This window comes from Curtobacterium sp. 179-B 9B NHS, assembly GCF_045370965.1.
Taxonomy (GTDB): Bacteria; Actinomycetota; Actinomycetes; order Actinomycetales; family Microbacteriaceae; genus Curtobacterium.
The window spans coordinates 196925-209573 of sequence record NZ_JBIQDQ010000002.1 but is presented as its reverse complement, the minus strand read 5'-3'; the positions used below and the strand labels follow the sequence as shown (position 1 = coordinate 209573).

General features: G+C 72.4%; 12 protein-coding genes and 1 tRNA gene. 6 read left to right on the top strand and 7 right to left on the bottom strand.

Annotation, left to right across the window (positions count from 1 at the left end):
* Nucleotides 1–198: 198 nt before the first annotated feature.
* The 4 genes from ACH0A8_RS02810 to ACH0A8_RS02795 form a co-directional block, all read right to left on the bottom strand.
* Nucleotides 199–540 (bottom strand): hypothetical protein, encoded by a 342-nt coding sequence (locus ACH0A8_RS02810; RefSeq protein ID WP_406906425.1) that lies wholly within the window; start codon nt 538–540, stop codon nt 199–201.
* Nucleotides 537–731 (bottom strand): DUF4244 domain-containing protein, encoded by a 195-nt coding sequence (locus tag ACH0A8_RS02805; protein ID WP_251154663.1) that lies wholly within the window; start codon nt 729–731, stop codon nt 537–539. Before ACH0A8_RS02805 ends, ACH0A8_RS02810 begins: the two co-directional genes overlap by 4 nt.
* A 176-nt stretch (nt 732–907) precedes the next feature.
* On the bottom strand, nt 908–1750 hold the full coding sequence (locus ACH0A8_RS02800; RefSeq protein ID WP_406906423.1) for a hypothetical protein: 843 nt from the start codon (nt 1748–1750) through the stop codon (nt 908–910).
* Nucleotides 1747–2805, bottom strand: a complete 1059-nt coding sequence (locus ACH0A8_RS02795; RefSeq protein ID WP_209685102.1) for a CpaF family protein — start codon at nt 2803–2805, stop codon at nt 1747–1749. The genes ACH0A8_RS02800 and ACH0A8_RS02795 overlap by 4 nt, the downstream gene beginning before the upstream one ends.
* Nucleotides 2806–3348: 543 nt before the next feature.
* Between ACH0A8_RS02795 and acs the strand changes: the two genes are divergently transcribed.
* Nucleotides 3349–5301, top strand: coding sequence for an acetate--CoA ligase (acs, locus tag ACH0A8_RS02790; protein WP_406906421.1), 1953 nt, complete (start codon nt 3349–3351; stop codon nt 5299–5301).
* Between the two features lie 74 nt (nt 5302–5375).
* On the opposite strand, the gene ACH0A8_RS02785 is transcribed toward acs, so the two are convergent.
* Nucleotides 5376–5837, bottom strand: a complete 462-nt coding sequence (locus ACH0A8_RS02785; RefSeq protein ID WP_406906419.1) for a RidA family protein — start codon at nt 5835–5837, stop codon at nt 5376–5378.
* Nucleotides 5834–5992 (bottom strand): DUF4177 domain-containing protein, encoded by a 159-nt coding sequence (locus ACH0A8_RS02780; RefSeq protein ID WP_251159557.1) that lies wholly within the window; start codon nt 5990–5992, stop codon nt 5834–5836. Before ACH0A8_RS02780 ends, ACH0A8_RS02785 begins: the two co-directional genes overlap by 4 nt.
* Before the next feature lie 50 nt (nt 5993–6042).
* Here ACH0A8_RS02780 and ACH0A8_RS02775 point away from each other — a divergent pair, with 50 nt between their 5' ends.
* The 5 genes from ACH0A8_RS02775 to ACH0A8_RS02755 all read left to right on the top strand — a co-directional run bounded on the left by ACH0A8_RS02775 (nt 6043) and on the right by ACH0A8_RS02755 (nt 11535).
* Nucleotides 6043–8604: a transglycosylase domain-containing protein gene (locus tag ACH0A8_RS02775; RefSeq protein ID WP_406906417.1), complete on the top strand. Its 2562-nt coding sequence runs from the start codon at nt 6043–6045 to the stop codon at nt 8602–8604.
* Nucleotides 8601–9557 carry a metallophosphoesterase gene (locus tag ACH0A8_RS02770; RefSeq protein ID WP_406906415.1) on the top strand — a complete coding sequence of 319 codons (957 nt, stop codon included), beginning with the start codon at nt 8601–8603 and terminating at the stop codon, nt 9555–9557. The genes ACH0A8_RS02775 and ACH0A8_RS02770 overlap by 4 nt, the downstream gene beginning before the upstream one ends.
* Nucleotides 9558–9660: 103 nt before the next feature.
* Nucleotides 9661–9734: transfer RNA gene (locus tag ACH0A8_RS02765), tRNA-Pro, on the top strand.
* 155 nt (nt 9735–9889) lie between these two features.
* Nucleotides 9890–10918, top strand: coding sequence for a sensor histidine kinase (locus ACH0A8_RS02760; protein ID WP_251154642.1), 1029 nt, complete (start codon nt 9890–9892; stop codon nt 10916–10918).
* Nucleotides 10915–11535 carry a response regulator transcription factor gene (locus ACH0A8_RS02755; RefSeq protein WP_209685095.1) on the top strand — a complete coding sequence of 207 codons (621 nt, stop codon included), beginning with the start codon at nt 10915–10917 and terminating at the stop codon, nt 11533–11535. The genes ACH0A8_RS02760 and ACH0A8_RS02755 overlap by 4 nt, the downstream gene beginning before the upstream one ends.
* 40 nt (nt 11536–11575) lie before the next feature.
* On the opposite strand, the gene ACH0A8_RS02750 is transcribed toward ACH0A8_RS02755, so the two are convergent.
* Nucleotides 11576–12613 (bottom strand): LLM class flavin-dependent oxidoreductase, encoded by a 1038-nt coding sequence (locus ACH0A8_RS02750; protein WP_066655165.1) that lies wholly within the window; start codon nt 12611–12613, stop codon nt 11576–11578.
* Between the last annotated feature and the right edge of the window lie 36 nt (nt 12614–12649).

Below are 12649 nucleotides of genomic sequence, written 5' to 3'. Positions count from 1 at the left end.
GCGCTGCGGCGTCGGCGGCGGTGCGCGTCCGTTCGAGCAGCACGCGCGTCCGAGCACCGGCGAGCGCCGCGGAGCCGACGAGCAGGGCGAGCGCCAGCACGGCGACGAGGGCGACGGTCACCGAACCGCGGTCCTGCGCCCTGCGGACCGCGACGGTCCCGGTCGGCCGCACGCGCCGGTCAGGTCCCGACGGCCGCGTCATCCGCCCCCTCCCGCCGCGCAGCCGGTCGCGCGGAGCGGCAGGACCGCGAAGGGACCGGCCGGGGGCCCCTGCACGTCCACGCACACCAGACCGTCCTCGCGGCGGACCCGTGAGGTGGCACCGGGCACGGCGGCGAGTGCCGCGGCGGCCGTCCGCTCGTCGTCGCGCCCGAGCGCCCGTGCCGCCGTGCCGGCGACCGACCCGAGCCGCCCGGCACGGTCGACCAGGACCACGCCGGCGACCAGGGAGACCAGGACGAGGGCGACGACCGGGAGCCCGACGGCGAACTCCACGGTCACACTGCCGCGGTCGGACACGGGCGGACGGAGCCCGGTCACGGGACCAGTGCCCCGCGGACGAGGTCGGTCAGGATCTGCTGGACCTCGCCCGAGCGCATCACGGCGACGAGCACACCGGCGAACGCCACCGCGGCAAGGATGACGACGGCGTACTCGGCGGTGGCCGACCCGTGGTCGTCCCCGGGGCGGCACCGACGACGTCCGGCACCGGGACGAGCGGGGACGTGCACGCTCGCGGCCCACCCCCGGGCCACGCCCGACGCGTGTCCCGGTGACGGCGCCGGTACCCGTGTCGGCTGCGGAGGTGTCGAGTCGGTCATGGGGTTCCCCTCTCTCTCTGTGGTGGTCCCACGTTCGCCCACCGGGGGGCACCGTCCGACGCTCGGCGGGTCGGTCTGTGGACGGTTCAGCGGAGACCACCGACGGTGGAGGAGAGGACCCCGACCACGACCGGCACGACGCCCACCAGGACGAACGCCGGCAGGACGCACACGCCGAGCGGCAGCACGAGCCGGACGGCCAGTCGCTCCGCCGCAGCGAGGCCCGCCGCAGCGGCGTCGTCCCGGGCGTCCTCGGCAGCGGCGCGCAGCAGCTCCGCGGCGGGCACCCCGGCGCGACGACTCAGGACCAGCACCTCGTGCAGCCGCGCCGCCTCGACCCCGTCACCGGCGGTTGCTCCGAGGGCTCCGCGCACGGCTGCTTCCGCCGACTGCCACGACCCACCACCGGTCAGCGCCACCGCCCACGCGTCGAGCAGGACGCCCGGCACGTGCCCGTCCGGCGTCACGGCGTCGACCAGCCGTCGGGTCCAGCGCTGCCCGACGAGCACGAGTCCGGCCGCCGCTGCGCAGCAGATCCACCCGACCGGCCGGGTGAGGAGCACGACGAACGCGTCCGCGCCCCACACCGAACCGAGTCCGAGCCCGAGGAGCGGCAGCGCCAGCACGACCCGAGCACTCGTGCGCGGTCCCGACAGGGCGACCCGGACGGCACGGTCGGACGCGGCCGTCCGGCGCATCGCCGCGGCCAGGGCGCGCAGGGCACCGGCAGAGGGCGCCCCGGTTCGCTCCGCCACCTGCAGGACGAGGCGGACGTCCTGCCAGGCGGGAGCGTCGGCCTCGGGCACGCCACCCACGAGGGCCCAGGCCCGCGGTGGTGGCACCCCCGCACCGACGAGCACCGCGACCCGGTCCAGCACGCGCGCAGCTCCGGCAGCGTCCGGACCGACCCGACCGCGGCGGCGACTCACGGGCCGGCGCGTCCGACCGGGCGGACCTCGAGCCGCCCGTCGCGGTCGATCCCGCACGTCCCGACCGCCGTGATCCCCCGCCACGACGACCGCCGCTCGACGTGCACGACGAGGTCGACCGCGCTGACGACCTGTCGCGCGAGCGCCTGCGGGCCGAGACCGGCCAGTGCCCCGAGGGCCTCGAGCCGCGCTCCGACGTCGGCGAGACCGTTCGCGTGCAGGGTGCCGGCCCCGCCGTCGTGCCCGGTGTTCAGGGCCCCGAGGAGCTCACGGACCTCGGCACCCCGGCACTCCCCCACCACCAACCGGTCCGGGCGCATCCGGAGTGCCTCGCGCACGAGCCGGTCGAGCCCGAGCGCACCGGTGCCCTCGGCGGTCGCCTGTCTCGCCTCGAGCGTGACGACGTGCGGGTGCTCGACCCGGAGCTCCGCGGTGTCCTCGACCGTGACGATCCGCTCGTCGTGCGGCACCGCGCCGAGCATCGCCGCGAGCACGGTCGTCTTCCCGCTGCCGGTGGCGCCCGTGACCAGGACGTTGCGCCTCCGGGCGACCGCGTCCTCGAGCACGGCCCGGGGCACGACCCGGAAGGCACCGAGGCGTTCCAGGCCGGCGAGCGTCGGGCGCTCCGGTCGCGGCAGCCGGACGGACAGCGCGGTGCCGCCGACGGACACCGGCGCGAGGACGACGTGCACGCGCACCCCGTCGCCGTGCCGCACGTCGGCGCACGGCGTGGTCTCGTCGACGTGGCGGCCGCCGAGGGCGACGAGCTCGGCGGCGAGCGCGCGCGCACGCCGCTCCGGGAGCTCGGGGCGGACGCGTTCGAGGCCGCGACCCCGGTCGATCCAGGTGCCCTGCCCGCCGACGACGAGCACGTCGGTCGTCTCCGCGTCCGCGACCAGGGCCGCGAGCTCCTCGAACACCGACGGATCGAGGGTCCGGCGCCGCCGAGCACGCGCGGCGCCCGGCAGGAACGGCACGCCGCCCGGCTCAGCAGGGACGCCGGGACCGGTGGCGTCGTGATCGGCCCCGGGGGCGTCGGCTCGGTGGCGGTGCATGCGGTCGACGCTAGGTCGGTCGGCGGCGGCCACGGCAGGAATCGGTATGTCGTGTGGACGGCTCCCGCTCGACACCCTCGAGGTGCCGTGTTGTACCCCGTTACGCAAAGCCGTACCCCGTTCGGTGTCCGCAGGCGACCGTGCGGAACCGACGGCACCGGGCCGGGCGGCCGGTCGCCCGGGCACCCTCCGAGCGGACGCCGTCGCGAGCGGCCCTGCAACGAGGACGTGGACAAGTCTGTCCACTCTTCGGCACCAGGACGCCGATCGAGCCGTGCCACCCGGACACGCTGCGCAACAGGCGTCGGGGAAAAAGAAGAGGCGGCACCTGTTGGGGGGAACCGGTGCCGCCTTGACATCGGTGGATTGGGGGGAATCCGGCCCGGTGCCACCGGAAACGAGTCCGGCAGGAACCACTGTACCCCATGACGACCCGTGCTCGGCAACCCCTCGGCCGGAATGTCCGCGGGGCCCCGCAGCACGGTCCCGCACCGGGGGTAGTCTCCGACTGCACCCCAGCCGCAACGATGCGAGAGGACACCGATGTCCACACCGACCCAGGCCGACGAACGCCACGAGGACGGCCCGACCTTCGCTCCGCCGGCGGACTTCGTCGCGGACGCCGTCGCGCGGGAGGACCTGCACGAGGCGGCCGCCGCTGATCGCGAGGCGTTCTGGGCGGACCAGGCCCGGACCCTGCTCGACTGGCGCACACCGTTCACCCGGACACTCGACTGGTCGGGCGCGCCGTTCGCGAAGTGGTTCGACGACGGCACCCTCAACGTGGCCGAGAACTGTCTCGACCGGCACGTCCGCGCGGGCAACGGCGACCGGGTCGCGATCCACTTCGAGGGTGCACCCGGCGACACGCGCCGGATCACCTACGCGGAACTCACCGCCGAGGTGCAACGCGCCGCGAACATGCTCACCGACCTCGGCGTCGCGCAGGGCGACCGCGTGGTCGTCTACATGCCGCTGATCCCGGAGGCGGTCGTCACGATGCTCGCCGTCGCCCGGATCGGCGCCGTCCACTCGGTCGTCTTCGGCGGCTTCAGCGCCGAGAGCCTGCGCGCCCGCATCGAGGACGCCGGCGCGAAGCTCGTCGTCACCGCCGACGGCGGCTGGCGGCGCGGCGCGGTCTCCCCGCTGAAGCCCGCGGTGGACGAGGCACTGGCCGGCGAGGGCACCGACTCCGTCGAGCACGTGCTCGTGGTCAGGCGCGGCGGCAACGACATCGCCTGGAACGACCGCGACCTGTGGTGGCACGACGAGCTCGCGAAGGCAGCCCCCGAGCACGAGGCGCGGGCGTTCCCCGCCGAGACGCCCCTGTTCGTCCTCTACACCTCGGGCACCACCGGGAAGCCGAAGGGGATCGTGCACACCTCCGGCGGCTACCTGACACAGGCCGCCTACACGCACCGGAACGTCTTCGACATGCACCCGGAGAAGGACGTCTACTGGTGCACCGCCGACATCGGCTGGATCACCGGGCACTCCTACGTCGTCTACGGCCCGCTCGCGAACGGCGTCACGCAGGTGCTCTACGAGGGCACCCCGGACGAGCCGCAGCCCGGCCGCTGGTGGGACATCGTCGACAGCTACGGCGTCACCGTCCTCTACACCGCGCCGACCGCCGTCCGCGCCGCGATGAAGGCCGGCCGGCAGATCCCCGAGGCGCGGAGCCTCGAGTCCCTCCGCCTGCTCGGCAGCGTCGGGGAGCCGATCAACCCCGAGGCGTGGCAGTGGTACCGGCAGGTCATCGGCCACGACCGGACGCCGATCGTCGACACCTGGTGGCAGACCGAGACCGGCGCGATCATGATCTCGGCGCTGCCCGGCGTGACGAAGCTGAAGCCCGGAGCCGCACAGACCCCGCTGCCGGGCATCGTCGCCGAGATCGTCGACGAGGAGGGCCACCGCACCGACCCCGGCGAGAGCGGCTACCTGACGATCACGGAGCCGTGGCCGTCGATGGCCCGTGGCATCTGGAACGACCCCGACCGCTTCGTCGAGACCTACTGGAGCCGCTTCCCCGGCCGCTACTTCGCCGGCGACGGCGCGCGGCTGGACGGGCAGGGCGACATCTGGGTGCAGGGTCGCGTCGACGACGTCATGAACGTCTCCGGCCACCGGCTCTCCACCGCCGAGATCGAGTCGGCCCTGGTCGGGCACGAGGGCGTCGCCGAGGCCGCCGTCGTCGGTGCCGCGGACGAGACGACCGGCCAGGCCGTCGTCGCGTTCGTCATCCTGACCGCCGAGGCGGCCGAGGGTGCCGACCGCGACGCGGTCGCGAAGGAACTCCGCGACTGGGTCGGCAAGCGCATCGGTGCGATCGCGAAGCCCCGGCAGGTCGTCGTGGTCCCGGAGCTGCCGAAGACCCGCTCGGGCAAGATCATGCGTCGCCTGCTGCGCGACGCGGCCGAGGGCCGTCGCATCGGCGACACGACGACGCTCGCCGACCCGACGATCATGGCGACCATCGCAGAGCTCATGTAGCCGGAACGACGCGAGCCGCGCCTCCCGACCGGTCTGGAGGCGCGGCTCGCGTCAGCTGCGTCGCTGACGGTCCGTCAGCCGGTGAGCTCCACCACCAGCTCGACCTCGACCGGTGCGTCCAGCGGGAGCACGGCCACGCCCACCGCGCTGCGCGCGTGGACGCCGGCGTCCCCGAACACCTCGCCGACGAGCGTCGACGCGCCGTTGGCGACCGCGGGCTGCCCGGTGAAGGACGGGTCCGACGCGACGAACACCGTCACCTTGACGACCCGGGCGACCCGGTCCAGCGAGCCCGCGACCGACTGCACCGCGGCGAGGGCGTTGAGCGCGGCCACGCGCGCCTGGGCGGTGGCGGTGTCCGCGTCGACCGCGGCACCGACCTTGCCCGTCACCGACAGCGCCCCGTCGACGAAGGGCAGCTGCCCGGCCGTGTACACGTACTGCCCGGTGAGGACGGCCGGCACGTAGGCGGCGACGGGCGCAGCCACCTCCGGGATCGTCAGGCCGAGTTCCGCCAGGCGGTCGGCGGTGCTCACGCGCCGGCCTTCGGGCGCTTCAGGTAGGCGACGAGCCCGCCCTCGGGGCCGCTGACGACCTGGACCAGCTCCCACCCCTCGGAACCGAAGTTGTTGAGGATCGCGGCCGTGTTGTGGATGAACAACGGAGCGGTGAAGTACTCCCACTGAGTCATGCGGTTCCTTGCCAGCCTTTCAGTCGTGGGCGTCGTTTAGGCTGCATCCTATGTCTGCCCAGAAGTCTGCCTCGCGGACCAAGCCCGTCTCCGCGATCGGCGCCTTCGTCGGTTTCGTCGGTTTCAGTGCGCTCGCTGGTCTGCTGGTCACGATCGGGGTCACCCCGGCGATCGCCGTCGCCGGCGTCACGACGACCTCGACCATCGGCGTGTTCGAGTCCCTGCCGGAGTACATCGAGATCGGTGACCTCCCGCAGCGCAACGAGATCTACGCCTACGCGAACGGGCAACCGGTCAAGCTCGCGACGGTCTACGACCAGAACCGCGAGGAGCTCAAGTACGACCAGATCAGCGACCAGCTGAAGAACGCCGCGATCGACGGCGAGGACAAGCGCTTCTGGGACCACGGTGGCGTCGACATGACCTCGCTCGTCCGCGCCGGCGTCGGCAGCATCGCCGGCGGCCTCGGCGAGTCCGGCGGTGGCTCGACCCTGACGATGCAGCTCGTCCGCAACATCAAGATGCAGCAGGCCCTCGAGCTCCCGTCCGAGGAAGAGCGCCAGAAGGCGTACAACGACGCCGTCGAGCAGACCATCCCCCGCAAGCTCGAGGAGATGAAGCTCGCCATCGGCCTGGCGAAGAAGTACTCGCACAAGGAGATCCTGACCGGGTACCTCAACATCGCCTACTTCGGCGACCAGACGTACGGCGTGCAGGCCGCCGCACAGCACTACTTCAACAAGTCGGCGACCGACCTCACGCCGGCCGAGGCGGCCTCGATCCTCGCGATCGTGCAGTCCCCGAACACGCGCAACCTGGCGAACGAGAAGAACTACGAGGCGAACAAGGCTCGCCGCGACGTCATCCTCAAGTCGATGTACGCGCAGAAGCACCTGACCAAGGACGAGTTCGACCAGGCGATCGCCTCGAACCCCGCGGACTACGTGCACCTGACCGAGCCGAACCAGGGCTGCCAGTCGGCGGCCGGCAACGGCGCGCAGTTCTTCTGCGACTACGCGGTCAAGGTCGTCAAGCAGATGTCGCAGCTGGGCGGGACCCAGAAGGAGCGCGACCAGGCGTGGCGCAACGGCGGGTACAAGATCCAGACGTCGCTCGACATCAACCTGAACGGGCAGCAGAAGGACCTGCTGAACACCTACGACCCGAACACCGAGTCGCGGCTGCAGCTCGGCAGCGCGCTCAACTCGGTCGAGGCATCGACGGGCCGCATCCTCACGATGGCGCAGAACAAGGACTACGACCAGTCCCTGCAGTCCCCGCCGACGGCGACGTCGATCAACTACAGCGTCGACAAGGAGTACGGCGGTTCGATCGGCTTCCAGGTCGGCTCGACCTACAAGGTGTTCACGCTGCTCGACTGGCTCAAGGCCGGGCACGGCCTGAACGAGAGCGTCAACGGCACCCCGCACAACACGTCCCAGTGGACGCAGTGCGGCTCGACGATCACGTCCCCGTGGGCTCCGAAGAACGACTCGGCGGGTGAGCGGGGCCAGTTCACCGTCGCCCGTGCGACCGCCCTGTCCGTGAACGCCGCGTTCGCGTCGATGGCCGCGAAGCTCGACCTGTGCGACATCCGGCAGACGGCTCAGGACCTCGGTGTGCACTCCGCCGACGAGAAGACGGAGCTGAACGCGTACCCGTCGTCCATCCTCGGGACCAACAACATCGCCCCGCTGACGATGGCTTCGGCCTACGCGACCATCGCCAACGGCGGGACCTACTGCGCCCCGATCGCGATCGACCAGGTCACCGACGCCTCCGGCGAGGAGCTCGGCGGCCAGCCGAAGCAGTGCAAGCAGGTGCTCGACCCGAGCGTCGCCGCGACCGCTGCGTTCGCGATGCGTGGCACGATCCAGTACGGCACAGCCCAGGGCGCCCAGACCCCGGACGGCACGCAGCTGTTCGCGAAGACGGGTACCACCGACGACGCCGACCAGATCTGGCTCGTCGGCGCGAGCTCGAAGGTCGCGACCGCCTACTGGCAGGGCAACACCGACGGCGCGAAGAACAACCTGCGTCACTACTACAGCCCGGGTGGCTACGGCTCGTACGCGTCGCAGCGTGCGCACGTGTGGCAGCAGGCGATGATGCCGATCAACCAGCTGCACCCGGCCGACCCGTTCCCGACGCCGTCGCAGACGGCGCTGCGTGGGAACAGCGTCAACGTGCCGGACGTCCGTGGCAAGACCGCGGACGCGGCCCGCGCGACGCTCGCCGGGGCCGGCTTCACCTACGTGGACGGCGGCGCGCAGCCGGGCGGTGGCACGCCGGGCACGGTCTCGTCGACCTCTCCGGGTCCGGGGTCGCTCCTGTCGACCGGATCCAGCGTGACCGTGTACACGACCGACGGCAGCCAGACGACGGTGCCCCAGGTCACCGGCAAGAGCGTCGGGGATGCCCGCAACGTCCTGCAGGAGTCCGGCTTCACGAAGGTCGCCCTGTCCGGCGAGTACGCGAAGGGCGACGACGGCAACAAGTGCACCGTCGCGGCGGTCGACCCGGGCGAGGGCACCGCGGTCGGGAAGGACGCGACCGTCACCCTGCAGCTGTTCGGCAACAAGGACGGCAAGGCACCGAAGGACTGCAAGTGAGTCGCGGTCGCGCCGCGCTGGGAGTGATCGCAGCGGGCGCGGCCGTCGGAGCGGCGACGGCGGCGTGGGGTTCCCTCGTCGAACGTCGCCGCTTCGGCATCCGCTGGGAGACGGTCCCGGTGCTGCCGCCGGGGTCCCGGGACGTCACCGTCCTGCACCTCTCCGACATCCACATGGCGCCCTGGCAGGCCGACAAGCAGCAGTGGCTCCGCGACCTGAGCCTGGTCGAGCCCGACTTCGTCGTGAACACGGGCGACAACCTCGGGCACCCCACGGCCAACACCGCGGTCGAGTACGCACTCGAACCGTTCCGCGGTGTCCCGGGCGCCTTCGCGCACGGCTCGAACGACTTCTACGGCCCCTCGCCGCGGAACCCGTTCAAGTACTTCACCGGCCCGAGCAGCCACCCCACCGGTCGCCGTCCGGTCGAGCTCGACATCGATCGGCAGACCGCGTTCTTCGAGTCGCTCGGGTGGCTCGACGTCAACGACCAGGCCCACGCGATCGAGCTCCGCGGGTCGCGCTTCGAACTGTTCGGCACCTCGGACGCCCACCGCGACTGGGACCGTCTCGACCTGCTGCCGACCAACGTCGACGAGATGCGCAGCGCCGTGCCGTGGACCGAGGACGAGGACGGCCCCTCCCCCGTCGCGATCGGCATCACCCACGCCCCGTACCGGCGCGTCCTCGACGCCTTCGTCGACCAGGGTGCGGACATCGTCTTCGCCGGGCACACGCACGGTGGTCAGGTGCAGGCGCCCGGGGTCGGTGCACTCGTCACGAACTCCGACCTGCCCCGGCAGTACGTCAGCGGTCTGCACCGGTGGCAGCACCGTGGGCACTGGTCGTGGCTCGAGGTCTCGGCGGGCATCGGCACGTCGATCTACGCTCCGGTGCGGTTCTCCTGCCGCCCCGAGGCCGTGGTCGTGACCCTCACCGCGAAGACCTCCTGACCCGAGCGGCCGCGACGCGCCCGGGTGTACCGCGAATGGTCGTGAGCACCCTCGAACGTCCGGTAGACTTTCCTGGTCGCTCCGGTTCGGAGCAACCACACCGCGGGGTGTGGCGCAGCTTGGTAGCGCGCCTCGTTCGGGACGAGGAGGTCGCAGGTTCAAATCCTGTCACCCCGACACTGTGTTGAGACAGTAGAACAGCAGGGCCCTGATCCACTCGGATCGGGGCCCTGTTGCTTTCCCGGGACGCTCCTCCCCGCCTGTGTCCGACGACACAACGCCCGGCCGTCGAGCACGTCGACGAGACCGGGGCCGCTACGCTCGCAACCGTCATGACGATCCCCGCCCCGCTCGCCACCGTCCTCGCGGAGATCGGCGCGCACTTCCCCGAGCTCGCCGACGACCCGGTCCTCGCGCAGAGCCTCCTGGACAACGTGACGTCCATGATCAGCGAGGCCCACGAGCGTTACGCGACCGGCGACGGGGCCGCGAGCGTCGTGAGCGACCGGTACCTCGACCCCGAGCACCTCGCGACCGGCGTCCTGCACGCCGAGCGTGCACAGCACCCCGCCGGGGCCATGCTGGCGGCCGAGATGCTGTTCGACGCCTACCTGCCGGTCTTCGTCGACGAGGTCGGAGCACGCACCACGGACGAGGTCCTCCGCGCCACCCGGGCACTGCACGCGGGCGTCTGGAGTCGGTTCCCCGCAGGGGCGATCGCGTACACGGAGGCACTCCGGCAACGGGTGACCTCGACGAACCTCGACTCGCGGGAGCAGATCGCCCGCGACCTGCACGACCGTGTCGCACACGGGGTGCTCGCGGGACTGCAGCGCCTCGACCTGGTGCTGCTCACCGACCCCGCGGAGGCAGAGCGGACCGCGCAGCTCGAGTCCGCGGCGCGGCTGCTCCGAGGAGCACTGACCGACGTGCAGGACCTCGCGCTCTCCCTGCACGCCAGGGTCGGCCAGGACCGGCTGGACGACGCCCTGCGGCGGCACGTGGACGACCTGTTCCCGGGGGACGACCGCCTGGTGATCACGACGACGGGCGTCGCCGGCACCCTGCCGAACTGGAAGGCCGAGGAGGCGCTGACGATCCTCCTCGAAGCGCTGACCAACCGACGGAAGCACGCGCCCGGTTCCGCGGCGTCCGTCGAGTTCGCGTGGTCGCCGGGGACGGTGGTCGTGACGGTGCGGGACGACGGCCCCGGGTTCGCTCCCGACGCCGTCGCCGAGGGCCGCCTCGGGCAGCGCACCATGCGTGAGCGGGCCGGTGTGCTCGGCGCCCGACTGGACGTCGAGAGCGCCCCGGGCTCGGGCACCGTCGTCCGGCTGACCGTCCCGAGGGGAGCCATGTGACCGCCGTCACCCACGTCGCGATCGTCGACGACCACCGACTCTTCCGCGAGGGGCTCGCCACGATCCTGGCAGCGGTCCCGACGATCCGGGTCGTCGCGCACGGGGAGCGCCCGTCCGACGTGCTGGACTCCCCCGAGGCGGCCGCGATCGACGTGCTCCTGCTCGACGTCGAGCTCGACGGGCCACCGGCGCGGACCACCATCGCCACCGTCCGCCGCCGACACCCGCACATCAGCGTCGTCGTCCTGACGATGCACCGTGACGCCGTCCTCCGGCGCGCGCTGCTCGACGCCGGAGCCGTGGACTTCGTGACGAAGGACACCCCGAGCCGGGAGCTCGTCGGCCGGATCGTCCGAGCGACCCGCAGGGGTGCAGGTCCCGTGACGTTCCCGGTCGACCTGGTCACCGACGCCCGCGCCGGGTCACCGCTCAGCGACCGCGAGCTCGAGGTGCTCCGTCTCGTCGCAGATGCGCGGTCCAACGCCGAGATCGCCACCGAACTCGGGCTCGCCGTCGGCACGGTGAAGCGGCACGTCTACAACGTCTACCGGAAGCTCGACGTCGGGACGCGCGTCGCCGCGATCACCGCCGCGACGCGCCTCGGGCTGCTGGCCTGACGGCTCCCACGGCCGGACGGCCGCAGCGGGCGTCCGTCCGCTAGACCGTCGCCCCCGCCGGCACCAGGCGGCCCTCGGCCTGCAGGGACGCCACCACGTCGAGCGCCTGGTGCCGGTAGCGCGCCTGGGCAGCACCGGGCGCGACGATCACCCCGTCGGCACCGGTGGACGCGACGAGCTCGTTGATCTTCGTGGCGACGTGCTCGCGGTCGCCGTAGGCCTGCCGCTCCGTCCGCGCGGCGATGAACCGGCGCTCGAGGTCCGAGAACTCGTACGCGCGGGCCTCGTCCATGGACACCGGCTCGGGCTTGGCACCCTGTCGCATCCGGATGAACGAGATCATCCCCGGAGCGCTCTGCTCCTCGACGATCGCAGGGTCCTCGTCGGTGACGACCTGCACACCGATGAGGGCGTTCGGGGTCTGCCGGAAGCGCGACGGGCGGAACGAGTCGCGGTACAGCGCGAGCGCCGCCTCCGTGTTGTCCGACGCGAAGTGGTGCGCGAAGGCGAACGACACCCCGAGCGCGCCGGCGACCTGGGCGCTGTAGCCCGAGGAGCCGAGCAGCCAGAACTCCGGCACGTCGCCGTAGCCCGGGACCGCGCGGATCCGCGACAGCGGGTTCGACGCGTCCATGCCGGTGAAGAACCCGATCAGGTCGGCGAGCTGCTGGGGGAAGTCGTCGACGTCGAGCCGGTCGGTGCGGCGCAGCGCCATCGCCGTCGCGCCGTCGGTCCCCGGGGCGCGCCCGATGCCGAGGTCGACGCGGTCGCCGTACAGTGCGCGCAACGTGCCGAACTGCTCGGCGATCACGAGCGGCGCGTGGTTCGGGAGCATCACCCCGCCGGAACCGATCCGGATGCGTGACGTCGCGGCGCCGACGGCACTGAGCAGCACGGCGGGCGCGGACGAGGTGATGCCCGGCATGCCGTGGTGCTCGGCGACCCAGACACGCTCGTAGCCGAGCTGCTCGGCGTGCACGGCCATGTCGATCGACCCCTGCAGGGCCTCGGTGTTCGACTGGCCGTACTCGCGGGTGGCCAGGTCGAGGACGGACAGGTGCACGGTGGCGTCGCTCATGGGGACGACAACCGTCGCCGGCGTGCGCGCATTCCG